At 59.6% G+C, this 26,788-nt stretch carries 22 protein-coding genes; 7 read left to right on the forward strand and 15 right to left on the reverse strand.

What is annotated here, in order from left to right; translation table 11 throughout:
* Nucleotides 1-25 precede the first annotated feature (25 nt).
* On the reverse strand, nucleotides 26-328 hold the full coding sequence (locus tag PR018_RS22820; protein ID WP_142831039.1) for a hypothetical protein: 303 nt from the start codon (nucleotides 326-328) through the stop codon (nucleotides 26-28).
* Between the two features lie 296 nt (nucleotides 329-624).
* Nucleotides 625-834, reverse strand: a complete 210-nt coding sequence (locus tag PR018_RS22825) for a hypothetical protein (protein ID WP_142831038.1) — start codon at nucleotides 832-834, stop codon at nucleotides 625-627.
* Nucleotides 835-1,431: 597 nt separating this feature from the next.
* Here PR018_RS22825 and PR018_RS22830 point away from each other — a divergent pair.
* Both PR018_RS22830 and PR018_RS22835 read left to right on the forward strand, forming a co-directional pair.
* Entirely contained in the window at nucleotides 1,432-1,953 is a 522-nt protein-coding gene (locus PR018_RS22830; RefSeq protein WP_142831037.1) for a hypothetical protein, read from the forward strand.
* 709 nt (nucleotides 1,954-2,662) lie between these two features.
* Nucleotides 2,663-3,028, forward strand: a complete 366-nt coding sequence (locus tag PR018_RS22835; protein ID WP_142831036.1) for a hypothetical protein — start codon at nucleotides 2,663-2,665, stop codon at nucleotides 3,026-3,028.
* A gap of 472 nt (nucleotides 3,029-3,500) precedes the next feature.
* Here the strand turns inward: PR018_RS22835 and paoC are convergent, their stop codons facing one another.
* From paoC to PR018_RS22870, 7 genes are all read right to left on the reverse strand, one after another.
* Nucleotides 3,501-5,702, reverse strand: a complete 2,202-nt coding sequence (gene paoC / locus PR018_RS22840; protein ID WP_142831035.1) for an aldehyde oxidoreductase molybdenum-binding subunit PaoC — start codon at nucleotides 5,700-5,702, stop codon at nucleotides 3,501-3,503.
* Between the two features lie 3 nt (nucleotides 5,703-5,705).
* On the reverse strand, nucleotides 5,706-6,656 hold the full coding sequence (locus PR018_RS22845) for an FAD binding domain-containing protein (RefSeq protein ID WP_142831034.1): 951 nt from the start codon (nucleotides 6,654-6,656) through the stop codon (nucleotides 5,706-5,708).
* Nucleotides 6,653-7,291, reverse strand: coding sequence for an aldehyde dehydrogenase iron-sulfur subunit PaoA (gene paoA / locus PR018_RS22850; protein ID WP_142831033.1), 639 nt, complete (start codon nucleotides 7,289-7,291; stop codon nucleotides 6,653-6,655). The genes PR018_RS22845 and paoA overlap by 4 nt, the downstream gene beginning before the upstream one ends.
* Before the next feature lie 237 nt (nucleotides 7,292-7,528).
* Complete coding sequence (locus PR018_RS22855) at nucleotides 7,529-10,828, reverse strand: error-prone DNA polymerase (RefSeq protein ID WP_142831032.1); 3,300 nt, start codon at nucleotides 10,826-10,828, stop codon at nucleotides 7,529-7,531.
* Complete coding sequence (locus PR018_RS22860) at nucleotides 10,825-12,339, reverse strand: Y-family DNA polymerase (protein WP_142831031.1); 1,515 nt, start codon at nucleotides 12,337-12,339, stop codon at nucleotides 10,825-10,827. The genes PR018_RS22855 and PR018_RS22860 overlap by 4 nt, the downstream gene beginning before the upstream one ends.
* Complete coding sequence (locus PR018_RS22865) at nucleotides 12,257-13,012, reverse strand: ImuA family protein (protein ID WP_142831030.1); 756 nt, start codon at nucleotides 13,010-13,012, stop codon at nucleotides 12,257-12,259. Before PR018_RS22865 ends, PR018_RS22860 begins: the two co-directional genes overlap by 83 nt.
* 360 nt (nucleotides 13,013-13,372) lie before the next feature.
* Nucleotides 13,373-13,681, reverse strand: a complete 309-nt coding sequence (locus tag PR018_RS22870) for a hypothetical protein (protein ID WP_142831029.1) — start codon at nucleotides 13,679-13,681, stop codon at nucleotides 13,373-13,375.
* Nucleotides 13,682-13,834: 153 nt separating this feature from the next.
* Here PR018_RS22870 and dinB point away from each other — a divergent pair, with 153 nt between their 5' ends.
* The 5 genes from dinB (at nucleotide 13,835) to rfbA (ending at nucleotide 18,951) form a co-directional block, all read left to right on the forward strand.
* Nucleotides 13,835-14,923 (forward strand): DNA polymerase IV, encoded by a 1,089-nt coding sequence (dinB, locus tag PR018_RS22875; RefSeq protein WP_142831115.1) that lies wholly within the window; start codon nucleotides 13,835-13,837, stop codon nucleotides 14,921-14,923.
* 514 nt (nucleotides 14,924-15,437) lie between these two features.
* Complete coding sequence (rfbC, locus tag PR018_RS22880; protein ID WP_142831114.1) at nucleotides 15,438-16,004, forward strand: dTDP-4-dehydrorhamnose 3,5-epimerase; 567 nt, start codon at nucleotides 15,438-15,440, stop codon at nucleotides 16,002-16,004.
* 20 nt (nucleotides 16,005-16,024) lie between these two features.
* On the forward strand, nucleotides 16,025-17,074 hold the full coding sequence (gene rfbB, locus PR018_RS22885; protein WP_142831028.1) for a dTDP-glucose 4,6-dehydratase: 1,050 nt from the start codon (nucleotides 16,025-16,027) through the stop codon (nucleotides 17,072-17,074).
* Between the two features lie 16 nt (nucleotides 17,075-17,090).
* Entirely contained in the window at nucleotides 17,091-17,972 is an 882-nt protein-coding gene (gene rfbD / locus PR018_RS22890) for a dTDP-4-dehydrorhamnose reductase (protein ID WP_142831027.1), read from the forward strand.
* Nucleotides 17,973-18,066: 94 nt separating this feature from the next.
* Nucleotides 18,067-18,951 (forward strand): glucose-1-phosphate thymidylyltransferase RfbA, encoded by an 885-nt coding sequence (rfbA, locus tag PR018_RS22895; RefSeq protein ID WP_142831026.1) that lies wholly within the window; start codon nucleotides 18,067-18,069, stop codon nucleotides 18,949-18,951.
* A 101-nt stretch (nucleotides 18,952-19,052) separates the two neighbouring features.
* On the opposite strand, the gene PR018_RS22900 is transcribed toward rfbA, so the two are convergent.
* The 6 genes from PR018_RS22900 to PR018_RS22925 form a co-directional block, all read right to left on the reverse strand.
* Entirely contained in the window at nucleotides 19,053-20,189 is a 1,137-nt protein-coding gene (locus tag PR018_RS22900) for a glycosyltransferase family 4 protein (RefSeq protein ID WP_142831025.1), read from the reverse strand.
* Between the two features lie 36 nt (nucleotides 20,190-20,225).
* A complete protein-coding gene (locus PR018_RS22905; protein WP_142831024.1) occupies nucleotides 20,226-21,164 on the reverse strand; it encodes a rhamnan synthesis F family protein in 939 nt (312 codons plus the stop codon).
* Between the two features lie 28 nt (nucleotides 21,165-21,192).
* Nucleotides 21,193-22,158 (reverse strand): glycosyltransferase family 2 protein, encoded by a 966-nt coding sequence (locus PR018_RS22910; protein ID WP_244615399.1) that lies wholly within the window; start codon nucleotides 22,156-22,158, stop codon nucleotides 21,193-21,195.
* 49 nt (nucleotides 22,159-22,207) lie between these two features.
* The gene (locus PR018_RS22915) at nucleotides 22,208-22,963 is read right to left on the reverse strand and encodes an ABC transporter ATP-binding protein (RefSeq protein ID WP_142831023.1); all 756 of its coding nucleotides are present in this window, start codon (nucleotides 22,961-22,963) and stop codon (nucleotides 22,208-22,210) included.
* A gap of 5 nt (nucleotides 22,964-22,968) precedes the next feature.
* On the reverse strand, nucleotides 22,969-23,772 hold the full coding sequence (locus tag PR018_RS22920; RefSeq protein WP_142831022.1) for an ABC transporter permease: 804 nt from the start codon (nucleotides 23,770-23,772) through the stop codon (nucleotides 22,969-22,971).
* Nucleotides 23,773-23,865: 93 nt separating this feature from the next.
* The gene (locus PR018_RS22925; RefSeq protein WP_142831021.1) at nucleotides 23,866-26,526 is read right to left on the reverse strand and encodes a glycosyltransferase family 2 protein; all 2,661 of its coding nucleotides are present in this window, start codon (nucleotides 26,524-26,526) and stop codon (nucleotides 23,866-23,868) included.
* Between the last annotated feature and the right edge of the window lie 262 nt (nucleotides 26,527-26,788).

Consider the following 26,788-nt stretch of genomic DNA (forward strand, 5'->3'; position numbering starts at 1 on the left):
AATGGCAGGTTCAGGGCGCGATCCGCTACGAGACTGCTGCCGTCGATGCCGATGGTCCCGTGACAAAGCCGAGCACGAAGGTCACGACCTTGTCGGATGACATCTCGCACGGCTTCAGTGTCAGCCCTGCGTCATTCAGACGATAGAGATTGAAACTGACCATGTCGGATCCGGCCAGGTCTTCGGCATAGAGCCAGACGCGTTTGCGATCGGCGGAGCGGTTGACGGTCACCCCCCATCGTCGCCCCTCGAACATGCCTTCCGCATAGCCATCGGCAAATCGCTCTAGGGCGTGCCAGAAGGCATCGTGTGGCGGATCGGTTATCATGGCAGCACGATAGGGTGAGACCCAATGACAGACAAGCGGATCACGTTCACTGGAATGTTCCGGCATTCCCGGTCAGCGGTGCGCTGAGCCACTTCGCCTTGGTTACCTGTGCCAAAATCGGCCATGGCAATCGGGACGCTGCGTTGCTTGATCTGGCGCAGCGCGTCACGCGCGCGTTCTTGTCTGTCAGAAGAGAGGTTTCGGTCATCTCGAGTTCGAGGCGCGCCGATTGGGCCTGTTTCGCGGAATTAGGTAGCAGATGCCACCACTTCCTTGAAGTTCATGGGCGACGCAAATCATCTCCGTCTTATGTAGACAGGGTCCTCTTCCTCGCCCTCGTCGGCGGTGCCCGCCATTGCCATACGTATGCCTTGCCAAGCTGTCGCCGCTGACTCGATGCCAAAGTCTTCTTCCATCCAACGGATGAACGTTCTTGTGCCCATCAGTGCGATATCGGCTCGGATCGCTCTCACAGCGTCACGACCGCCACGATCGTCCATGATCACGACGATTTCCTCCGTTTGCGCTAACGCAGCTTTGAGATCTTGGACGGCGGAAAAGACACTTCGTTCCCCGCGGTCGCTCCAGTCGGGGTGTAGGTCATCCGGCCTCCCAGCCATTTCCCAAAGGAGCATCTCGCGTTCGTGTCGCTGGCCTCCGACTGTTTTGAGAACCGTAATTTTGTCTCGCTTGCTTTGCAGCCACTCAACCACGTAAGCTCAAGCGTTTCGTCTCTGATCCCAGCCTTCGCCTGGCTCACGAATGGCTTCGGCAGTCACCATGTCGGTGATCATCACCTCGCATCCCGGCTCGAAGAGCCAGTTCAGCGCTTCGATCGTGCCAAGAAGATATAATGGAGTGTTGTCCATGATTAAGAAGCGGGGTGTCCCTTGGATGCTCTCGCTGTAACTCTCTCCCGAAGATAAGGTCCATTACCATCCGTCAGGTTTTCGCCCGTTGATTGCATCGAGTCTGGTGGCAGTTGTTAACTAAGTTCGGAATTCTCCGAGGGCTGAGACAGCTGCTCGATTGGGCGGAAGGCTTCGGGAACAAATCCGGACGCAGACTGTTGCCCTATCCAGCAACCATCACCTAGGTGCGCGATGTTCGAAAACGAAACCGATTGGAAGTCAGCTACCACGGTAATCTGCGACATCCTGCGAGGGAGTTCATCGCTGGCGGTACAGACCCGATCGTCGCAAGCTGAGAACGGAAGACAGCGGTCACAGTCTTTAAGCTGGCGCTACGAGCAGACACAGCCCTATCACGTCGGCCCGGATCCCGCATCGGCGCTTTTCTCGTCGGGACATCTTCGCGACGTCCTGACACGAATGTCGGCTTCGGACTTCTTTTTCGCCTATGAGGCCGTTCCAGACCTGGAGCTCACTGCGCATATCGACGCAGCACTTTCCGAGTTCTCTTCGATAGACCTGACGCTGGTGAAGCTGACGGTCGGCTCGGTTGCACTTACATGGCTGCTTGTGTCGCTTGGGTCACCGCGCGATCTCGTACTTTGGAAGATGAAGTATCATCTGCGCAAGGCGCAACTATTCGATCCCAGTTCCTCCAATGACGCGGGTCCGAAAGCAGACCTGGGAGCGCCGGCACAAAACTTCGATCGTTAAAATCGACCTTTACGAAGATTTTATCCTGAACTCTGCTTTGGCTGCATTTGAACCTAAGTCGCTAAATGGAAGTCTGTCGAGGCGCGGCGCAGGGAGTTTCGTCCAGTTCCGGACAGACAGAAAAGGGACGAAACCATAATCTGCCTTTTGCATTTTCCTCGGTCCATTATTCGAGCGGAGACATACGATGGAAGAGAAGAAGCGCCGGGTTCAATTGACGAAAGAGCAGAAGCGAAGGCTTGCCGAGAAATCCACGGAAATTGCCTTCGCGGAGGAGGAAAGGCGGCGACGGGAAGCACAGGCGAAGTCGGCCCGCCTTCGAAGTCTCCGGGAGGAGCGGTCGTCGGGATCGATCTCCAGACCGAGCTAACCATCGCGTAGGAGAATGTGAAGCAGTCGGCCTGCCTGATCTTCACACTCAGTGCCCCGGCGGAAGCCGCATCGATGCATCGCGAATTTGCGCCAGGCCCGCTGCCACGGCCATTCTGGGCCGTTTACAATGCCTCGCCCTTGACGAACAGCGATTGCCATTACCACCCTTTCGCCAGGCGTATCAGAATACGCACCACTCCTAGATGGAGAGGTTAGGGAACGATTCACGCGCCACTCGGAAGCCACCAATTCTCGAGGCGCGCCTTTTTTTAGTTCAGACGGAAAGCATGTGATCGTCGATAGCCGTCGGCAATGTCCTGTTAGGAGAAATGCATTATTGGCACTCATCGAACGAGTTGACGATCGCATAGGGAAGGCAATGGGTTTGAACGAGGAAAATGAACCTTCGCTAACGGAAAGACGTCGCGCTGCCTATGAGCGCGCTGTTGACAGATATCGTGCTCGGGGGACGCCGATCGACCGCGACCCGGTCTTTGTCGCCCTCATTTCGCAGTGGATAGAAGGCAGCATCGAGATGTCTGACGTGGCAGCGCGGTCGTCACCAAGCGGGCGGAACGTTGTTCTGAAATCCGAGATATTAGCAACTGGAAAGACCAACGAAATCCCGATGTCAAACGATCAGCTCCTGTCCGAATTGAACAGAATGATAGGACTTCACGACACCTCAATGTCCCAGCCTTAGGTTTCCACAGTGAAAAGAATGCCGAGACGGGTCCGCTCGGGGTCCGTTTTTTCACCGCTCGCCATTCAGGCACGCGGAACATACGTCGCTGTCGATGCGCGAACGCTTGCAGCCTGTTCCAACCGGCCGGCTGAGACCCTTGGTAAATCGCTTGGCGCGTGGTTCGCAGCTCAGCGATCATGGCCGGCTCTCCTTGGGCTGCGGGCCATTCGCCCAGGTTTTAACGCTTGCCTAAGGCTGGCATATCTGACCACCGTGCTCACGACCATCGTTTTGCCGCCCCCGCCGCCGATTTCAAGGAGAGTTGCCAGCGCCACCGGCCTCATGGAACCACTGTTCGGCGAGGCGCAGGGCTTGCCCGGGATCATCCGTGCGTGCCGCGCTTACAGGCAGCGGCATCTGAAGCTCGGCGACATTCACCCAGGACCTATACTCCGCAGTTCCACGGCTCCAGTCGACCACCACCAGCATGTCAGGCGACCTCCGGAAGACCGCCGATCAGTCTGTCGAGCGTGATCGGATAGTCCCGGACCCGGATGCCAGTTGCGTTGTAGACGGCGTTGGCGATGGCAGCGGACACGCCACAGAGACCAAGCTCGCCAACGCCCTTAGCCTTCATCGGCGAAGACATAGGATCCGTCTCATCCATGAAGATAACCTCCTGGTGCGGGATGTCGGCATGGACCGGCACTTCGTAGCCCGCCAGATCATGATTGACGAAGAACCCTTTGCGGGTGTCCACAGCCAGTTCTTCCAACAGCGCGCCGCCTGCGCCCATCGTCATTGCGCCGATGACCTGGCTGCGTGCGGTGATGGGATTGAGGATGCGGCCCGCAGCACAGACGGCGAGCATGCGCCGGATACGGGTCTCCCCCGTCGCGACATCGACGCCGACTTCGACAAAATGCGCGCCGAACGTCGATTGCTGATGCGTTTTCGACAGATCGCCCCACGTCATCGTGTCTTCCCCGACAAGTCCGTCGGAGCCTGCGGCCTCGGCCAGCGAAACCGATCTGTCGCCAGAGCGCACCATACCGTTTTCGAAGGCGACGTCATTGGCATTCAGCCCGAGCTTCTGGGCAATCGCCTCACGCAGCTTGATGCAGGCCGCATAGACGCCGGACGTGGCGGAATTGGCCCCGAACTGACCGCCCGAACCGGCCGAGACGGGAAAACGGCTGTCACCGAGATGGACGCCCACCTTGTCCATCGTCACGCCCATCATCTCGGCGGCAGTCTGGGCGATGATCGTATAGCTGCCTGTGCCGATGTCGGTCATATCTGTTTCGACCGTCACGATCCCGTCCTTGTCGAGGCGGACCCTCGCTCCAGACGGAACTGTCTGGTTGTTGCGAAATGCCGCAGCAACGCCCATGCCGACCAGCCAATTGCCGTCGCGCCTCGATCCCGGCCTTGCGCGGGCATCCCAGCCGAAGCGTTCTGCCCCCCGTTTCAGGCAGCCGATCAGATTGCGGTGCGAAAAGGGTCGTTCGGGTTTTTCGGGGTCGACCTGGGTGTCGTTGACGATCCGAAACTTTATCGGGTCCATGCCGACCTTCTCGGCAATCTCGTCGATGGCAATCTCGAGCGCCATCAGTCCAGGCGCTTCTCCCGGCGCACGCATGGCGTTGCCTTCCGGCAGGTCCAGCGTTGCCAGCCGCATGGCAGTCATACGATTGGCGCCGGCGTAGAGAAGCCGGGACTGCATCACGGCCGTCTCCGGCTTTCCATCTTTAAGGTTTCCGGACCAGCTTTCATGGCCGATGGCCGTGATCTTGCCGTCACGCCCGGCCCCGATCCGGATGCGCTGGATGGTCGCCGGACGATGCGTGGCATTGTTGGCCATCATTGGCCGCGGCAACGTCACCTTCACCGGGCGCTTCGCAGCCTTCGCTGCAAAAGCCGCAAGAACGGTATCGGCGCGCAGGAACAGCTTGCCCCCGAAACCGCCGCCGATGAAGGGCGACATAACGTGAATTTTCTCCTTGTCGACACCGAGAGTGGTTGCAAGGTCGGTGCGCCACCAGTTGATCATCTGGCTTGAGGTCCAGACCGTCAGCTCATCGCCGCTCCATGCGGCGATCGAAGCGAATGGCTCCATCATCGAATGCGACTGGTCGGGCGTCGTATAGCGTTCGTCAAGACTGACGGCGGCCGCCTTGAAGGCCCCCTCGAAGTCCCCGACCGCCGTATCCTGCTCGTCCTTGGACTCCTTCGGTTCGACCGCGCCGGCCATAGCGTCCTTCAGGTCGAAGGAACCCTTCCCTTCGGTGTAATCGACCTTGATCAAGGCGGCCGCTGACCGCGCCTGTTCGAAGGTCTCGGCAACCACGACCGCGACCGCCTGATGGTAATGCTGGATTTCCTCGCCGCCAAATAGATTGGCGATGTTGAATTTGCCTTTCTTGCGTTTGCCGACGTCAAGCGCAGTGACGACGGCGATGACGCCCGGCGCGGCCTTCGCGGCGTCCGCGTCCACCGATTTGATGCGACCCATGGCGATGGCCGCGCCCACCGGATAGCCATAGGCATAGCGGATCGCGGGATCGTGCCACTCATAGGCATAGATCGCACGACCGGTGGTCTTGAGCTGGCCGTCGATGCGCGGGATCGGCTGGCCCACCACCTTCAACTGGTCGATTGGATTGGTCGTTGCTGGCGTATCGAACTGCATGGCTCAACCCCTGGCTTCGGTGATGACAGCACCGAGCGCGCGCTCGACGAGGTTCACCTTGAAACGGTTCTGGTCGGACGGGCGGGCGTCTGCGAGGAGGACCGCAGTGGTGGCCCGCGCGCCCTTCGGCAATTGCACCTCGGCGGCGTCCATCCGCCACGGCTTGTGGGCGACACCGCCGACGGCGACGCGCCCGGTCCCATCGGGCTGAATAATCGCTCCGACGGAGATCAGCGCGAAGGCATAGGAGGCGCGGTCGCGAACCTTGCGGTAGATGTGCTTACCCCCGATCGGCGCGGGCAGGGTGACGGCCGTGACGAACTCGCCAGGCTCGAGCACGGTCTCGATATGGGGCGTGGCGCCCGGCAGACGATGGAAATCGGCGATCGGAATGGCGCGGGTCTGCCCGCTCTCCTTCACGGTCTCGACGACCGCATCCAGGGCGCGCATGGCGATTGCCATGTCGCTTGGATGCGTGGCGATGCAGGCGTCGCTGGCGCCGACAATCGCCAGTTGGCGGGTGACGCCGCCGATGGCCGAGCATCCGCTGCCCGGCTGGCGTTTGTTGCAGGGCTGGTTGGTGTCATAAAAGTAGGGACAGCGTGTCCGCTGAAGGAGGTTTCCTGCGGTCGTGGCCTTATTTCGCAATTGCCCGGAGGCACCGGCCAGCAGCGCGCGGGATAGAAGTCCGTAGTCGCGCCGCACGGTCTGGTCGGCGGCAAGGTCCGTGTTGCGCACAAGCGCCCCTATGCGCAAGCCGCCCTCGCCCGTGGCTTCGATTTTATCGAGACCGAGACCGTTGACGTCGATCAGGTGGCCCGGTGTCTCGATCTGCAGCTTCATCAGGTCGAGAAGATTGGTGCCACCGGCGATGAACTTGGCGTTCGGATTGCTGGCTGCAGCCTTGGCGGCGGCCTCGACAGAGTTGGCGCGTTCGAAGGTAAAGGGTCTCATGCTTCTGTCCCCGCAACGTCCCTGATGGCATCGACGATGTTGGAGTAAGCGCCGCAGCGACAGATATTGCCGCTCATGCGTTCGCGGATCTCGGCGAGCGTCGCCTTTCCGTCCGCCGTCAGATCGCCCGTGACATGGCTCGGGACATTCGCCTTGATCTCCTCCAACATCGCCACGGAGGAACAGATTTGTCCCGGCGTGCAGTAGCCGCACTGGAACCCGTCATGCTTGACAAAGGCGGCCTGCATGGGATGGAGATCGCCGGGCTTGCCGAGGCCTTCGATCGTGACGACCTGGTCGCCCTCGTGCATCAGGGCGAGCGTCAGGCAGGAATTGATCCTGCGCCCGTCGACGATGACAGTACAAGCGCCGCACTGGCCGTGGTCGCAGCCTTTCTTCGTGCCGGTCAGATGAAGATGCTCCCGCAGGGCGTCGAGGAGGGTCGTCCTGTTGTCGACGTCCAGCTCGCGGTGTTCTCCGTTTACGCTCAGCGAGACCTTGGAGGTGAAGGTCGCTTCGCTCCCCACCGGTTCAGTCGCCACCGCCTTGCCCGCTATCCCGGACACCACCACGGTCGCGGCAGATGAGATGAGGAGGTCGCGGCGGGACAGTTCCAGATCGATTGGGCTTGGCATGGTCGGCTCCGCTTCGTTGGAAAAGATCGGGGCGCAAAGTGCTCACACAGCGCCCCTTGTCTTTCCAAGCTAGGGCTATGGGCGGCGACAAATAGGGGGCGTCGTCGCATGCCGCTATCGTCCCCGATCATATATCTGTGATGGTGCGCCGCATCATATCGACCGATCAGATCCTCGTTCCTGCATGGACAAGGGCGCACACCAACACTTCACCTTACCGGATCGATCCGGGACGGGTCATTTGCCTTCCATGCGGGCTTTGGGGATTTGGCTCGGCTGAGGATCGGGCTCGGCATGGACCGGGCCATGCGGAATTCGAAAGGGGCGTACAAAAATGTCCCGCGGTTTGGGTGGCGGTGCCCGATCGCGTGAATCTCCACCGCCAGCAGAACCATGGCCAAACTCGTCTCCACGACCCGCCGGCAATTTGAACTCGATCTCCCGGTCTGCAAGGCCGGAAAGATCCCCCGTCAGGTCGAACAATTGCTGGGCAACCAGATGGACGACATCGCCTTCCCGCTGGATTCGCCCGTTGATCGCCATCATCGAGGCTCCCAGCACCACCCGACGCCGCTTTTCGAACAGCTTCGGCCAGACGACGATGTTGGCGGGACCGGTCTCGTCCTCGATCGTGATGAACATCACGCCTTTGGCCGAGCCCGGTTTTTGCCGCACCAGCACCAGGCCCGCCGTCATGACCCATCGTCCGTCCCGGGCGGTCATGGCCTCCTCGCAGGTCACGATGCTGCGCTTTGCCAGATCGTTTCTGAGAAAGGCGATTGGGTGGTCGCGAAGCGTGAGCCCGGTATGGCCATAGTCCTCCACCACGTTATGGCCTTCGGTCATCTGCCTGAGCGCGACCTCAGGCTCGCGCTGCTCAGCGATGGCCTGCATGTCGCGTGCAGCGGCAGCGGCAAACAAGGGTAGCGGCTCGTCGCGCAGCGCCTTTATCGCCCAGAGCGCATCGCGTCTCTCGAGCTTCAGGGCCGGCCGGAACGCATCGGCCTGCGCAAGCTCGACCAGCGAGGCGGCGGGCACGCCAGACCGGCGCCACAGGTCATCGACGGAACCAAACTCTGCGTTCATGCGCGCGGCAACGATCCGGGCGGCGTCGGCGACAGCCAGGCCTCTCACGATCCGCATGCCCAGCCGGACAGCATGGCGACACGTATCGCCAATCCGTTCCAGCGTGCAGTCCCAGCGCGACTGGTTGATGCAGACGGGGCGGATCTCGACGCCATGGGCACGCGCACAGCCGACGATCTGGGCGGGCGCATAAAAGCCCATGGGCTGACTGTTCAAAAGGGCCGCGCAAAAAACGTCCGGGAAGTGGCACTTCACAAAATTGGACGCATAGGCGATCAGCGCGAAGGAAGCCGCATGCGATTCCGGAAAGCCATAGGATCCGAACCCCTCGAGCTGGCTGAAGGTCTTTTCGGCGAACGCGGCGGTGTAGCCGTTTCGCACCATGCCCGAGACCAGTTTGTCCTTGAACCTCGACACGCCCCCGGTGAACTTGAAGGTCGCCATGCTCTTGCGCAATTGGTCGGCCTCCCCGCCGGTAAACCCGGCACAGACCATCGCGACCCGCATCGCCGATTCTTGAAACAGCGGCACGCCCAGCGTTTTGCCGAGCACGGCTTCCAGTTCCGGGGTGGGATATTCGACCTTTTCCTTGCCTTCGCGACGGCGCAGATAGGGATGGACCATATCGCCCTGGATCGGCCCCGGGCGCACGATGGCAACCTGGACGACCAAATCGTAAAATGTCCTCGGCTTCAGACGCGGCAGCATCGCCATCTGGGCCCTGGACTCAATCTGAAACGTCCCGAGCGTGTCGGCCTTGCGGATCATCGCATAGGTCGCCGGATCCTCCTGGCGGATCGTCGACAGATCCAGGTCTTCGTCCTTGTGCTCGCGGATGAGATCGAAGGCCTTGCTCATGCAGGTCAGCATGCCGAGCGCCAGGACGTCGACCTTCATCATCTTCAAGGCTTCAACATCGTCCTTGTCCCATTCGATGATCTGCCGGTCTTTCATGCTGGCCGGCTCGATGGGGACGAGATCGTCGAGGCGGTCACGCGTCAGCACGAAGCCGCCGGGATGCTGTCCGAGGTGGCGGGGCGCTCCCATCAACTGCTGAGCCAGCTGCAGGGTCAGCACCAGCCGGCGATCGTCTGGATTGAGATTGAGCTCTTTCACGTTTCGGGCGCTCACCTCTTGCGACCACGACCACATGCCGGACGACAGCGCCTTGATCAGATCTTCCGGCAGGCCCAGCGCCTTGCCGACATCGCGGATCGCCCCCTTGGCGCGGTAGCGTGTCACGGTCGCGCAAAGGGCCGCCTTCTCCCGGCCATAGGTCCTGTAAATCCACTGGATGACCTCCTCGCGCCGCTCGTGCTCGAAATCGACATCGATGTCCGGCGGTTCGTCCCGCTCCTGGCTGACGAAGCGCTCAAACAGCAGATCGTTGGTTTCGGGATCGATGGAGGTGACGCCAAGAATGTAGCAGACGGCCGAATTTGCAGCCGAGCCGCGCCCCTGACAAAGGATGCCCTGGCTTCGTGCAAACCGCACGATCGAGAAGACCGTCAGGAAATACGGCGCGTATTCCATCGTCCGGATAAGATCGAGCTCATGGCGGACGATCTGCAGCGTCTTTGGCGGCAGGCCTTCCGGATAGCGATCCGGCACGCATTGCCAGACATAGTGCTCGAGGGATAGCTGCGCCGACTTTCCAGGAACGATGGCCTCCAGCGGATACTGGTAGGTCAGTTCCTCCAGCGAAAATCGACAGCGCTCGACGATCTCCATGGTTCGCCGCAGCGCTTGCGGGTAGCGCGGGAACAGACGCGCCATCTCTTCCGGCGGCTTGAGGAACCTGTCGGCATGACGCTCCCGCTCGAACCCGACCGCGTCGATGGTGGTGTTGTTGCGGATGCAGGTAACGATATCCTGCAGTTGCCGCCTGCCCGGCTCGTGGAACAGCACGTCATTGGTAACGACGGTCTTGACCTTGAAGCGTTCGGCCATGTTGGACAGCTCATGCAGGCGAAGCTGGTCGTTGGGGCGGCGCCTCAGCGACAGGGAGAGGTAAGCGCCATCCCCAAAGACGTCGCCCATCTTGCGCAGCTGGACGGCGCACGTCTCGTCGGCAAGGTCCGGGACCAGGATACCGAGCAGGCCATCGGCATACATCGCGACGTCGTCCAGATGCAGAACGCAGTTGTTCTTTCCGCCCCTTGCCTTTCCCAGGGTGATGAGCCGCGTCAGCCGGGCATAGGCGGCGCGGTCGGTCGGATAGACGAGGATCGACATGCCGTCCGCCAGATCGAGGCGACATCCGACCACCAGCCGCACGCCTGTTTCGCGCGAGGCTATGAGCGCACGGACGATGCCGGCAAGCGAGTTGCGATCGACGACCCCGATCGCATCGATGCCCAGGTCCTTGGCGGTCGCAAACAACTCGTGGGCGGAACTTGCGCCCCTTAGAAAACTGAAATGCGTGGTCACCTGCAGCTCGGCATATCTCATGCGAAAATTCCGTGGACATACCATGCGTGGGATCCGGTCCCGCCATCGACACCGTCGCCGGAGCGGAAAATCCAGAGACGCTCGCCTGCCTCGTCCTCGACGGTGAAGTAGTCGCGAACCGCCGCCCATTCGGACGTGTGCTGCCACCATTCGCCGAAGATGCGCTCGGGCCCGTCGGCGCGTTTGACCCGCCGGCGCTTGCCCCGCCACGTCACCGATACCGGCGGATGGTCGGGCAGCAGCGCGATCACCTCGACCTCTTCCGGATGGGCAAGCAAGCGGACCGGACGCGGCCACTGATGCGACCAGAAGACGTCGATATCGTCAGCGGTCGCAGCAATACGCCGGACGCTGCGCTCCGGGACGTCGGATGCGACCGGTGCCAGACGGTAGACCCGCTGGCCGCGATTGCCGAAGATGTCCACAAGCGGCGTGATATCGCCGTCACCGTCCTCGACAAACGACGATGCCGTCTGGGTCTCCTCGAGCGGCTGCGACAGGACGGCGACCAGGGTCAGCCTCTCGATGCCGAAACCGGGATCGATCCTTTCGGTGCGGTCCTTGAACAGCTTGGTGAGCCACGCCACGTCCCTTGCGGGCTTTGCCGTTCCGGCACGAATGGCCTGGCGGGCATTGTCGACCGTGTCGACGATCAGGTCCGCGCGCCGGACCCCCAGCCCTTGTCTTTGAAGTTCGCCGCAGAGCTCGACGACCAGGCGCCCGACATATTTGTCGATCGTCTCTGCCGCACCGATCGGGTCCTGGAAAGAGCGAGCGACCGCAATCTGCCCAGGGCTCCTGATGGGCTCGATCGGCTCGCGGACACGACCGAACATCTGGTCAAGGCGTCGCCCGATCTCGGGCCCGAAGCGAAGCGTCAGCGGCGCGCGCGGCGTCACGGAGAGCTCCCCGATCGTGCGAAAGCCGAGGGTCCTGAGATCCCCGACGATCTTGTCCGGGAGCCGCAACAGGCAGACGGGCAAGCGCTCGACGGCGCGCAGGGTCTCGCCTCTGGGTATGATGACCGTCTCCCTTTTTATCGCCCGTGCGCAGGCGTGCGCGGCACCCCATGTGTCGGCAATGGCGACACGCGTCGTCAGACCCCTGGCGGCGAACCGATTGGCGATGCCCGTCAGCATCGCACGCTCCCCACCCTTCAGATGGTCGGCACCCTCCGTGTCCATGACGATGCCGTTTTCGGCATCGACGGCGACGATGGGCGAATATTGGGTCAATGCCCACAACGCGATCCGCTCCAGAGCCGCAGCGTCGGCCCGCGGGTCGGCCTCGATCGTCAGCAATCCCTGGAACAGGGCCTGGGCCTTTGCGGCCGCCATGCCGACGCGCACGCCTGCCCGTCTTGCCGGATCGTCGGCGGCCGACACCCAGCGTTTCGATCCGCTTTTTGCAATCACGGCAATGGCCTGGTCAACCGGAATGGCGGGATCGGCCGCGCGACGAATGCGATCCGTCGACAGATCCGGAAGGTAGATCGATACGACCCTGGTCATCACACGCTCCAACGACAAATTCGGCACAGGCGCCGGCCCGCGATCGCATCAGCTCCAGCAACCAGGTTGCCCGCCCGACGCCGGGTACAGGCATTGAAACCGACGGCAGCACGCTGACGCGCCATCGCGTGGTCGAGGCGGTCGGCTGGCCAAAGTCGTTGGCTTCCGTCTGCCGGCGCCACCTGCGAACGACGAGTGCCAAGGTCCCCTTCTGTTCGGCGGCCAGCTGCAGGCGCCTGCTTTCCAGCATCGGCAGTCGGACGAGCTCCCCCACGACCGCGCCGAGGCCGCCATAGGACAAGGCCTCCTCCATGGACGCAAGCACATCCTCTTGCCGATCACCCTCGACAAAGATGACCCGGTTTGCATTGAGGCCCACTTGGGCCAGCGCCGGGAAGAACAGGTCTGGACGCGTCAGACACCAGACGATCTTGCCTTTGGTGCGCGCCGCAATCCCGGCAACGAACAGGGCGGCGGCGGCACCATCGACGACGCCGGCCCCACCGCCTGCGAACTCATGAAGAGCCCCGCGCGCAAGACCGCCTCCCGGCAGCACGGCATCGATCTCGCCAACACCGAAGGGCAGGCTTTCCATTGGCGTCGCAGGGCCACGCGCAAGGGCGGAGATGCGGCGGCGCAGATCGGCTATGACGTGCTCGCGTGCAGCCGTCATCGTTCACGCAATCCTCTCGGTTCGTGGGTCATCAGAACGACGTCATGCCGTTTTATCGATTGAAGTTCACGTTCTGTTCCGGCGAACGGCGAGAGTCAAGCCGGTACAAAATAGGAATATCCTCCTCCAATTTTAGCAAAGGAGAAGATTCTTGAGCCAAATCAGCGCCGTACCCCCGTTTGCGCCGTGTTTGGCCTCAGGAAAAAAAACGGTGGGTGCGTGCCTGGACGAAACGCCGGGCGCGGCCTGTCGCGGCATGGATGCGACCGGGAGGCGGTTGATCTTTCGGGGGAAAGGCTCGATGTGGCCCGCTCCCCATTCGAAGAGCCACTCGCCACGGTCATGCAAAGGCTTGGGCGCCTATTGGCCCGAGACGCGAATGGCACCCGCCTCGCCCAGACTGCGCTGGACAACCGCAACTTGGCTGGAGGCGATATTGGCGGACACCTCGATTTCGCCGCCAAGCGGCGCATCGTCTCGCGCGCCCTCATTGTGTGAAAGGTCTCCGCCCGATGGCGACGTGCCGACGGTGTTTTCATTGGTGGTCGATTGGATGAAGATGTCAGGCCTTGCGATGCCGTGCTGCTGAACCAAATGCTCGACTGCAAGATCGGCTGCGGCCCGGGTCGCGAAGGTGGCTCGGATCTTCAGGGTGCTGTCGTCGGCCATGCGGCTATCTCCTGTTGCTGATGTCACCTGGCTCAACGTCCCTTAGGCCCACAGGTTGCCTCAAGCGGGCAAGTCACCGTCAATCGCCTTGGATATCGGTCGAAACGCTGCTATGTTCTCTTTTTGTTTCGCCGACAATCCCAGATGGCCGCCATGAACGACGTGACGTTACCCCCAACCCGCAAAATCATTCATGTCGACATGGATGCCTTCTATGCCTCGGTCGAGCAGCGCGACAATCCCGACCTGCGCGGACGGCCGCTGGCCGTTGGCGGATCGGCGGCCCGGGGTGTCGTGGCGGCGGCAAGTTACGAAGCGCGAACCTTCGGTGTCCACTCGGCCATGCCGTCGGTGACCGCCAAGCGGAAATGTCCACAGCTGATCTTCGTGCCGCCGCGCTTCGACGTCTATCGGCAGGTATCGCAGCAAATCCGGGACATCTTTGCTGAGTACACACCCCTCATCGAGCCCCTGTCGCTCGACGAGGCCTATCTCGACGTGACCGAAAACCTGAAAGACATGGAGATTGCCACCGAGATTGCGCTGGAGATCCGCGCGAAGATCAAGGCTGTCACCGGCCTCAATGCATCCGCCGGCATCTCCTACAACAAGTTTCTGGCCAAGATGGCAAGCGACCTCAACAAGCCGAATGGCCAGGCGGTGATCACGCCGAAGAATGGCCCAGGCTTTGTAGAAACCCTCCCCGTCAAGAAATTCCATGGTGTCGGGCCTGCGACGGCCGAGCGCATGAAACGGCACGGCATCGAGACCGGCCTCGACCTCAAATCGAAGTCGCTTGCCTTCCTCCAGCAGACTTTCGGCAAGTCCGGACCCTATTTCTACGGGATTGCCCGCGGCATCGACGAACGCCGGGTCAGGCCCGACCGGATCCGGAAATCCGTTGGCGCCGAGGATACGTTCGCCGAGGACATCGACGATCTCGATCTGGCCAAGGCCGAGCTCAGGCCGTTGGCCGAAAAGGTCTGGCGCTCTTGCGAGGCCAACGACATCACGGGAAAGACGGTGACTGTCAAAATCAAATATTCGGATTTCAGCCAGGCGACCCGCAGCAAAACCCTGTCCGGGCCTGTCTCGGATATCGACATGGTGCTGGAGGCCGCAGAAATCCTGCTTGCCTCGGTGTTCCCGTTCAAACGTCCGGTGCGACTGCTGGGCGTGACCCTCTCATCGCTGAATACGGAAGACCACCTGGCAGAACCGCAACTCGCTCTAGGCCTCTGACGCGTTGGTCCCAAAACGAAAAAGCCTGCCGCGGGAGGAGGTGCGGCAGGCTTTTCGAAAAGAACCGAACAGCGGCCTAGGAGGAGGAGCGCCGCTATTCCGACAGGCGTCCCCGGGAGGAGGAGTGGGCCGCCTGAATTCGAAGCTCTGCGGGAGGAGGTGCATCGCTTCGATGACCAGAAGATAGCCGATCTTCCCGCACATTAAATAGACTTTGTTGCAGCGCAGCCATGCGAAAAGTGACGAGCTCGTTTGGGGAGGGAAAATTGTCTCGCCGCCCTGATCGAAGCCGGTCCGGAAATTCGATCTCAGCGCGAAGGCAGGACCTGACAAGGCATAGCGCGGTTCTTGGTTCAAAGCGCCACAATGGCTTATCTCCTCCACCCGGCTCTTTTTAAGGGTTGAACGGTCCTTGAGTCTAAAAAGGGTGACCGGAGATTTGTGATTCGATAGAAGTCGCTTGCAAACCGGTCTCGGAAATTACAAAGGATCGAGTGGAACAGATAGGTGTATGATGAAGATCGACCGATTGCCGCTTGCCGGCCTCACAAAAATTACCCCTAACAGACTTGGTGATCATCGCGGGTACTTTTCCGAGACGTTCAAGGAGGGTTGGTTCCGCGAGAATGTGGCCGACGTCACATTTGTACAGGAAAACGAGTCTCTCTCGGCTTCGGTCGGAACGGTGCGTGGGTTGCACTTCCAGCTGGAGCCATTTGCGCAAGGTAAATTGGTGCGGTGTATCGCAGGAAGGATCTTCGATGTCGCCGTCGATATCCGCGTGGGATCGGCAACCTACGGACAATGGTACGGGCTCGAACTCTCAAAGGAAAACGGCGAGCAGCTCTGGATCCCGGCAGGATTTGCCCACGGCTTTGCGACCCTGGTTCCCGATTGCGTGATCTCATACAAGGTGACAGCGCCCTACAGCGCGCAGAACGACCGCGGCCTTCTGTGGAACGATCCAAGCATCGGTATCGCGTGGCCGCTGCCGCTCCAGGACGCCATCCTGTCCAACAAGGACAAGGAACAGCCGACTTTGGCGGAGCTGCCCGCATACTTTCAGATGATCAACGAATAAAGCCACGGAGACAGAACAACATGCGCATTCTTGTCACAGGCGGAGCAGGGTTTATCGGGTCAGCACTCGTCCGGCATCTCGTGAAAAACGTCGGTGCCGAGGTCTTGAACGTCGACAAACTGACCTATGCCGGCAATCTTGCATCGCTCAGGGATGTCGACGGCGCCGAGAATTACAGGTTCCTTCGGGCCGATATCTGCGACCTGCAGAAGATGTCGGAGGCCATGGCCTCCTTCCAGCCGGATCGTATCATGCATCTGGCGGCCGAAAGCCATGTCGATCGTTCGATCAGTGGCGCCGCTGACTTCGTGCAGACCAATGTCATGGGAACCTTCAGTCTTCTGGAAGCGGCACGGCATTATTGGAACGATCTTCCAGCCGACCGTAAAGCGTCCTTCCGTTTCCTCCATGTTTCGACCGATGAGGTCTACGGCTCGCTCGGCGAAGAAGGCTTGTTCGAAGAGATCACGCCTTACGATCCGTCCTCACCCTATTCCGCTTCGAAGGCAGCAAGCGACCACTTGGCGGTCGCATGGCACCGCACCTATGGCCTGCCCGTCGTGGTGTCAAACTGCTCCAACAATTACGGTCCCTATCACTTTCCGGAAAAGTTGATCCCGCTCATCATCCTCAATGCCATGGATGGCAAGCCGCTCCCGGTCTATGGAAAGGGCGTCAATATTCGCGACTGGCTTTATGTCGAGGACCACGCGCGCGCCCTCGATCTGATCGCAGGGCATGGCCGGCTGGGCGAGAAGTATAACGTCGGCGGTCGCAACGAGCGCCGCAACATCGACGTCGTCACCCGTGTCTGCGAACTGATGGACCAGCTGCGTCCCAAGGCAAGGCCTCATGCCGAGCTGATCACGTATGTTACCGACCGCCCCGGCCATGACGCGCGCTACGCCATCGACGCCACCAAGTTGGAGAGAGAGTTGGGCTGGAAAGCGCAAGAGAATTTCGACAGCGGTATCGAGCGCACCGTGCGCTGGTATCTCGACAATGAATGGTGGTGGCAGCCGCTGCGTCAGGGTGTTTATTCTGGCGAGCGTCTCGGCGTACTGAAATAGGTTCGGGAACAGAAACATGCGGATAGCCGTCACAGGAAAACGTGGACAGGTGGTGAGCGCGCTCATCGAGCGCGGGCCGTTTGCCGGTGTCGAGATTGTCGCTGTCGGCCGCCCGGAACTTGATTTGGCCGACAAGGAGTCCATCCGAACAGCTCTCGTCGCCCTTAAACCCGATGCGATCGTTTCGGCCGCCGCCTACACGGCGGTTGACAAGGCCGAGAGCGAGGCGGCGGCGGCCTTTGCCATCAATGCTGACGGTCCGGCAGCAATCGCAGCCGTTGCCGAGGAACTCGGCATTCCAGTCGTGCACCTGTCGACCGACTACGTGTTTCCCGGCGACAAGAACGGTTTCTATGTCGAGACAGACGAGACAGGGCCTACCTCTGTCTACGGCAAATCCAAGCTGGCAGGCGAGCAGGCGATTGCAGCAGCGACCGCAAACCATGCAATCCTTCGAACCGCCTGGGTCTATTCGCCTTACGGTGCCAATTTCGTCAAGACGATGCTACGGCTGGCTGAAACGCGCGACGCCATAAACGTCGTTGCCGATCAGCAGGGTACGCCGACCAGCGCTCTCGACATCGCCGATGCGGTGATCGCCATCGCTCAGCGGCTGGTCAAGGATGCCGATCCGAAGTTGCGCGGTGTCTTTCATCTGACCGGCAGCGGCGAGGCGACCTGGGCGGAATTCGCCGAAGAGATTTTTGCCAATCTGCATCAGAAAACCGGCAAGGCGGTAACTGTCGGGCGCATCACCACCGCGGACTATCCGACCCCAGCCAGCCGACCGGCCAATTCACGGCTATCGAACGGCAAGCTCAATGATATCTACGCGATCGTGCTCCCCGACTGGCGACAGTCCACGAGTGTGGTTTGTGAAAGACTTTTGACGACCTAAGACAGATGAAGCGTTCTGGTTGCTGCCAAGCGGCTGGATGGGAGAACGCTTCCACAAAGACGCTCCCATCGTCTCATGACACAAGGAAAGAAGCATGAAGGGCATCATTCTTGCGGGCGGCTCCGGCTCTCGCCTTTATCCGATCACCATGGCCGTGTCCAAGCAGCTGATGCCGGTCTACGATAAGCCTATGATCTATTACCCGCTGACAACGCTGATGCTTGCCGGTATCAGGGAAATTTTGATCATCACAACGCCCCATGACAACGAAGCGTTCAAGCGCCTGCTGGGCGATGGCAGCAACTGGGGCATCTCCATCGATTACGCCGTGCAGCCTAGCCCGGATGGTCTCGCCCAGGCTTTCGTGATCGGCGCGGACTTTGTCGGCAGCAATCCCTCGGCGCTTATTCTCGGCGACAATATCTACTACGGCCACGGCCTGCCACAGCTGTTAAAGTCGGGCGCAGACACCACCCGCGGCGCTCGCGTCTTTGCCTATCATGTCACAGATCCTGAACGGTACGGCGTGGTCGAGTTTGACCACTCCATGAAGGCTCTTTCAATCGAAGAAAAGCCTGAGAAGCCGAAAAGCAACTGGGCGGTGACAGGTCTCTATTTTTACGACGAGCAAGTGGTCGACATTGCCGCCAACCTGAAGCCGTCTGCGCGCGGAGAGTTGGAGATAACCGACGTCAATCGCATCTATTTGGAACGCGGTCAGCTTTCGGTTGAACTGATGGGTCGCGGTTATGCATGGCTCGACACCGGGACACCCGACAGTCTGCTCGAAGCCGCAGAGTTCGTCAGTACGCTGGAAAAACGCCAGGGCTTCAAGGTCGCCTGCCCGGAGGAAGTTGCCTACCGTATGGGCCATATCGACGACGCTCAACTGACAAAGCTCGCAATCGGCCTCGGCAAGAGCAGTTATGGAAAGTACCTGATGAAGCTCGCCGAGGCGGGAGACGACAGCGCGTTTTGAGCGACCGTCTGCGGACCGCCGTCGGGTGACGGCGGTTCAAGTGCACCGGCAGCGCGTCCATTCCAGGCGGAGACCGTCCCATGGCATGGGTTCGTTGTCGTTCAGGGCGCCAGAAAGCGTCGGTAGAGCGCTGACACCTGCCCCTCTACATGCGCTTCCGTGAACCCGGCCACAATCCGCGCGCGAGCATTTACACCGGCCTTCGCCACCAGTGCGGGAGACGATGCCAGGGCACAAATTCGATCCGCCAGTGCCAGGACGTCGTCGGGTGGAACGAGCCAGCCCTCCAGCCCTTCCCGCACGAAGTCCCGGGTGCCCGGAACATTGGTGGTCAGGATGGCCCGGCCGCAGGCGCCTGCTTCCAGGATTGAGCGCGGCAGCCCTTCTCCGCCTCTGGTTGGCAGGCACGCCAAATCATGGGCAGCCCAAACCGACCGCACATCCTGTGTTGCGCCCTGCCATTTTATCCCCGGCCGCATCGACCAGCTGTTCAGCGTTTCTTCGGAAAGCGATCTGGGGTTGGATGGGTCCGGCGTGCCATACAAGGAAAGGGAGACATCATATCCGCGCTCGCGGGCGATAGACACCGCTTCGACGGCGAGATCGGCTCCCTTGGACCAGACCATGCGGCTGACCATGGCGATTTTTAGTCCGCCGGCCTTAGCCGGCGCGGCAGCCGTGTAGAACTGCGGATCGACCCCGGCGCCTGGCACGATGGTGACATTGGAGGCAGTTGGCGCAAGCCCGAAACTTAAGGGATCTGTGACATTCTCGAAAAGAAACTGGTTTTGACCGCGCAACGCAATCAGCGTGATGGAACTCTTGATAAGACGACGCAAAATTCCAGCGCCCAAGCCCCTCTTGGCAGTCAGCAAGCCGCCACCGGTAACGGCCATGACGCGGTTTCCAACCCCTGCCAAATTGGCCGCGAGACCGCCGAGAATAATCGAACGCAACGCGATGCAGTGAACGATGTCGACCCTTTCTGCCCTCAAGATCTTTGCCATGCGCCGAACCGAAGAGGCAACGGTCAGCGGTCCGATACGACGCCGTTCGACATTCAGCGGAATCACGCGAGCGCCCAGTCTTTCCAGGGTCGACTGACAGCGGTCAACGCGGGTAATGATGAGCGGATCAAGCCCGGCATCCTGCGCGGCACGCAGCATGGGCAGAAAATGCGACACGAAAAACCAGTCTTCGGAAATGACGAAGGCGATGCGCGTTCTATTCGTAACCATGCCGGTGAGCCTAGCCCTTCTGGTAGCGGGATGCCGTTAGCGCTGAATTGCTGTGCGAAGGACGCGTATGATACCCTTGGGCAGGCGAGCGTACACAGCATGCGCCACTCTCAGGAGACGCGGATTTTTGCGCCAGAAATCCCGGAGAGGGAGCGAGAACGGGTTTTCGCGGATCAAGGTCCGCTCAATGAGGTCAGCCAACTGCGCGGTCGAGAGCGTCGATGACGGCGCCTCGAGGACAGGCACGGCGTTTTCCATGGCGCAGGACAGGAAACCCTGACGCACGACGATGGCGGAAAACAGCCGTTCGAGCGCATGTGCCGCTGTTCCGTCCAACTGCCCGTGTTCAGCGGCGAACTGAGCTTCAATATCGTCCGTTAGTAGCGGCGTCAGCGGCGAGCGCCGGAACCAAAACATTGATCCGGCAGCGAAACGGGTCGTTGTGACATCAACCGCCATATCCGAGCCGAAAAGGCTGGCGAGCATACCCGACATAATGCCGTCGTTGATCGACGTGCGGCCATTGAGCGCCATGAGATGCGCCTGTGGAGCAACAAGAGCGATCCGTTTCTCTTGCGCCAGCAATGTATGCCCAAGAGATGCACCCTGCCCGTCCGTTTCCAAGAGCGAGCCGCACATGAAGCGCCGCCAGTCGGCCCCGTCGGAGCGATGCGGTGAGCGCTTCGTATGCAATTTCAAGCCGATATCCGTCTGCGGCAGGTCCGGATGACGGAGCGCGCGCAGGAAAGGCAGGATGTCGCGCCCGCGGTTTTCGAGTTCGATCTGGCGGGAGAAGATCAGAAATGGTGTATCCGGAATGGTCACCGCGCCTATGCCGGGCGGCCGCGTGACGACGAGACCAAAAGGCTGCCGGACGGCATTGGCGATTTCCAGGCGCATGTCCTCCCAGACCTCGGGATAGAAGACATGCACGAAAATCGTGAATTCGGCTGGTTTGTCAGTCTGCTGGGTCAATGGCGATCGCCCGTAAAAGGTATGTTACTCATAATTTTCCGCTGCGTCCTAGGACGCCGTGTAAGACACCACGTGTCATCATCCAAGCGTTTTCCAACCGTTTGCCGGGGACGAAGACACTGAAGAAGACGAGTTGCTTTGCCACGCGCCGAAGGAGGATAAACCGCCAGGACCAGCCGATCCAGGGACGGCGGGCCAGCAGAATTGAGTTGCGTGTATAGTAATAGTGCCGCAGCGGGCTATGAACCGGGAACCGCCGCCCTCTGTGGACGATCCAGTCGTCACCGAGACTATGCTCCATCTGCGCTGCCGGTATCCCGTAGCTGGAATACCCTAGCTGCTGCGCGCGAAGGCCCCATTCGATATCGACGTAGTCTATGAACAAACTCTCGTCCATGGCGCCGACAGCGCCCAGAACGGCTACGGGGATAAGGCAACCCGAAGCAATCAGGAAGTCAGCCGACACGGCCGAAGAATGGGGTTCGTGAGGCGAGCGCTCTTTGAGCGCCCACCCCTCCCGGTAGACAAAGGGCGAATAGGCGCCTTGACGAGGATCGCTGTACTGCGGCCCGACCGCCGCAACCGCGATCCCCGCCTGCTGCAATTGGGTCAGGCCTTCCAGAAGACAGGCCACCATATCGGCTGCCGGCAGGCTGTCCTGATCAAGTAGCAGTATGTGGGTTGCACCCCGTTCGCATAGCCTTTGCATTCCGACATTTTGAGCCCGAGCGATGCCATCGTTCGCGCCAAGGCAAATGACTTCAAGACCGTACTCTTCCGGAAACGTCGGTAGCGACAAACCATCGCCGTTGTCGACCACAACGATGGTACCGACTTGCATGTGAATGGCGGCGAGCTGCCTCAACAACGGCTCATGCTGCGCCCGATAGGTCACGATGACACAGCCTATTCGCTGCCGACCACTGCCCGTTGATTCGCCTTCGAACAATTGCCTGTCCTCCGGCTCATGATTGCCATCCATCAACGACCGCATTTAATTGATCCAAATTCAATCGCGCAGGCTTACCAGGAGAAGAGCGTGATCAGTGCCCGACGGATTCTTTGTAAGCCTCTAGCACCTCCTCGACGGGCCCGCGCATCCGCACGCGTCCGTGCTCTAGCCACAGACCCTCCGAACACCATTCCCGGATGAGTTCGTTCGAATGGGAGGCGAGGACGAGGATGCCAGCTGATCCGATGAACGTGCGCATGCGTTCCTTGGCCTGCGCCAGGAAGGCCGCGTCACCTGCCCCGATACCCTCATCGATCAGAAGAATATCCGGCTCGATAGACGTGGAAACGGCAAAGGCCAGGCGAGTAGACATCCCGGCGCTGTAAGTCCGCAGAGGCATGTCCAGGAACTCGCCCAAGCCCGTCATCGCGCCGATTTCGGGCGAGGCGGCAATAATGTCCTGCTTGGAATAACCGAGATACATGCCGCGCAGGATGATGTTCTCCCAGCCGGACGCCTCAGGGTCCATGCCAAAGCCGATATCGAACATCGACGCCACGTCACCTTCCACCCGGACACTGCCTGAGGTCGGCTCATAGATGCCGGCCATGACACGAAGGATGGTCGACTTACCTGCACCGTTATGACCGATCAGCCCGACACGAGCGCCATGATCGAGATCGAGCGTCATGTCGTCAATCGCCCGGATGACAATACTGTTGGTGCCCTGTTTCGGCCTGATCTGCCCACCGGTGACGGAAGCGAGCAGGTTGTTCTTGAGGGAGCGGTTTGCCGGCTGATAGATCGGAATGTCGACGACAACGTTGTGAAGGGAAAGACTGGCCATGATGCTTAGCTCCAGTACACGACGCGCGCGCGGTAGCGCGAGAAGAATGCGATTCCGGCGATGCCGAGCGCTATGGTGATACCAATGCACGCCCCCCAGTTCATCAGAGTGCCGGTGCCACCGAGCAAAGGATCGCGGGTAATTTCGATGAAATGGTAGAATGGATTGGCGTTCAGTACGAGCCCGCGTCCCTCCAGCGTTTGCGCGCTCCAAATGATCGGTGTCATGAAGAATGCGAGTTGCATGATGCTTGCAATGATCATCGGTATGTCGCGGAAGCGAGCGCACAGCGGGCCAAGGATCAGGGAAATGAACACGCCGTTGAGGAAGATCAAAAAGATCGCCGGAATGAACAGCAGTGCCGACCAGCCTGGATTAATTCTAAATACGGCAATGATGATGAAATAGATGATGAAGTTGTGCGCAAAGGTCAGCAACTGGCTCCAAACGAACTGGTAAATATGGATGCTGAGTGGCATACGAATTTGCCGCAATGAGCCACCGGCCGCGCTGAAAATGTTGCATGCACCGATAATGACGCCGCTGATCAGTCCCCAGGTGATCAGCCCGATCGCAAGATTCGGCAGATAATGCGCTACATCGACCTTCATGATCTGAGAATAGAGCAGGCCGAGGCCCATCACCATGACGCCCATGGAAAGCGTCAGCCAGAAAGGTCCAAGCACCGAACGGTTATAAAGACGTTTGACGTCCCGCCATCCAAGGTACAGCCAGAGCTCTCGGCGTTCTACGCCCTGCCAGAGATCAGCCAGGGCGGCCCTCAAATAATTTCTTTGGCTGAGCATCATTGTCTTTCGTGCAAATGCTATTGGCGCCGTCGCCGGCAATACTGGGAGGGAGGATTAGTCGACAAGCGGTTCAAAAACAAGGCACGACAAGTTTCAAGAAGCAAGCGTAGGTCCCTCGTCGTTGCGCGGCGGCCAGGCGAGCGAAAAATCCTCGTAATTCAGCGTAAGGTTGGGACTGTAGGCCGGATCCGGCCGCCGATATGTTTCCCAGCGCGCGTGCATATAAGCGATCTCCTGTCGGAACCGTTCGACCTTCTCCGGAGTGTCATCAAGGCCGCGGGTTGCCGATTCATGATGATAGAGGTCAGCGTAGGGTGTCCAGACGTTGCGGTAACCCGCCTCCTTTACCTTTAGACAGAAGTCCACATCGTTGAAGGCGATCTTCAGATCGACCTCGTTGAGACCACCAACCTCCTCGAATATTGACTTCCTGATGACAAGGCAGGCCGCAGTGACGGCACTTAAATCCTGCGGCAATTCGGCGCGACGGAAATAGCCGGGCAATCCCCGCTTCAGCTGTTTATGCGAATGGCCAGCCACACCGCCAAGGCCTATGATCACGCCGCCATGCTGCAGCGTATCATCCGGATACCACAAACGTGCCCCGACGGCCCCAACACCATCTTGCATTGCCAGGCTCATCATTTCGCTCAACCAGTCCGGGCTGATGACCTCGATATCGTTATTGATCAGCACAATGTAATCACCATTGGACATCTCGACCGCCCGATTATTGAGCGCAGAATAATTGAACGGCCGCTCGTCTCGCTCAACGCGGACACGTGGATTAGTTGCAATGTCGCGGAAATAGGCGAGCGTCGCTGGATCGTCCGAATTATTGTCGATGATGATGATTTCATAGGCTGCATAGCTGGTCGCTTGCAGGATGGACGTGACACATTGTCGGACCAGATCGAGCCCATTGCGAGTAGGGATGATGAGGCTCGCTAGTGGCAACTGTTGTGGAAGGCCGTAACGGGTGCGATACATCCCCGTCTCCAGGGTCTCCACCGTGGCATCGATGCCAAGACGTTCAAGATGTTCCGCGAGCGCCTTCCTGCCGGCAACAGCGGCGTAACTCTTGTTACCGCTCCCCTGCGCGGTGCTGTTTGAATGCACCCGCCAGTGATAGAGAACACGTGGTATATGTCCGATCCGATCGGCGCTGAGCCCCTCGGAGAAACGCAGTACAAGATCATAGTCCTGAGAGCCCTCGAATCCCCTACGAAATGCGCCAATTGCCCTCACTCGCTCAATCCTGAAGGTGCTTAAGTGGCAGACCATGTTATGCGAACGCAGTAACTCGACATTCCAATCCGGCTTGAAGTAGGGATCGAACCGGCGCCCGTCCTCAATCTTGTCCTCGTCGGAATAGACAAGATCGAGATCCGGATTTGCAATTAGGGTTCTCGAGACATGATAGAGCGCATCCTCAGTCAGGAGATCGTCCTGGTCCAGAAGCGTCATCCACTCGCCGGTCGCAAGAGCCAGTGCAGAATTGGAGGCTTCGGAAATATGACCGTTTACCGGTCGATATGTAACCTTGATGCGTTCGTCGTGGACCGAGTAGGACTCAAGCAATGCCTTGACGCCGTCAGTCGTTGATCCATCTTCAGCAATGCACAACTCCCAATTGAAGTAGAGTTGTTTGCGAACCGATTCAATCGCCTCCACCAACCAAGAAATTTTGGGGTTATAGACCGGCATTATGATCGATATGAGCGGCGGGTTCTGCCATTGTCCGATTTTACTTCGGATCGTCTGGCGCGCTTTGTCGTCTAGTATCGCGTAGGTTTCGAGCCATTTTGAGTAGTCGCTGCTCGCAGCACCTCGATGTCCCAGCGAGGTCCTGACGGAGCGCCACGCATTAACGACGCCGTTAGGACCGTCGCGTGAAAGGATACCGACAGCCGCTGCAGCCAGCCTGCGGTAGCCGCCCCTATGCTCAGCAATGTTGTTAATCGTGTAAAACGCGCGCATTAGATTTGCAATTTGAGACCCAAAGGCGCGATAGGGAGCAGTCACGCGCCAACTGGTGGATAGTTGCATGGTTTCAAGTGCCGTGCTGACCTGCGTCTTCATTTCAAGCGCGTGCGAGAGTTCGTCCTGCATTTGGCGGATTTGCCTATCGTGATCTTCGGTCAATCTCTTCATGCGGTGATCGAACAGATTCTTGAGAGCCTCAATTTGAGCGGCTACCCGCATTCTGAGGTCTACAAGGCGGGCAGCAGCTAGCAACTCTTTCTCATCCGTAGGCTCCTCTCGGCGCTCCAGAAGAATCACAGAGGCAAGATCCAAGCCGGGGTCGTAACAATCTTTAGGTGCGAACCCAATAAGTTCGGACAAGCAGTGCATCAGGGTCTCTGGAACAATGCCGCCGTCATCTGTGCCCCCGTCCACGACACTTAATAAAACCAAAGCTGGTTTAGGCCTCAAACAACGGAGCGCATCGTAGGCGATCCTACCGACAACAGTCGTGATAACAACCAAATCAAAATGCTCGGTTGTAGCATCAAGATCAGCGAGATCGCGAGCGTAAGCTTTGATCGATGCATCACGCAAAACTGTCGCGAGTTGGAGGCTGTGCGGACCCAATACAAGTACGGTGTTGGGCCGAATATCGAGGGAGATTCGTTTTGCGAGCTTTGAGAAAAAAATGGGCGGGCCAGACGCGGGCTCTGTATGAGAAGAGTAGATTGCCTTCTTTTGTTCGCCATTGCCGCCATTATACGCGCGCCCTGCTTCTCTCTTCATTCACCACTAGCCCTTACAGTCATTATGGACGCAATCGTATTGCCTTTTCTGAAGCCGATTTCAACAGGCGACCTCTTAAGACCCCAAGCAATCAGCAACTAGCATCAGCTTGGGCTGTTATAGCCCGGTTTCAACCAAAAATCGTCATCGAACACAAGTACGGCAAGGCTGGGCCAGGTGACTGAACGGGTGTTTCGCTGTCCCAATGCAATGGTCTTTTACCTGCACAATCACTGACGGAAACCGGAGAGCGAGCTTCGTC

This window comes from Rhizobium rhododendri, assembly GCF_007000325.2.
Classification (GTDB): Bacteria; Pseudomonadota; Alphaproteobacteria; order Rhizobiales; family Rhizobiaceae; genus Rhizobium; species Rhizobium rhododendri.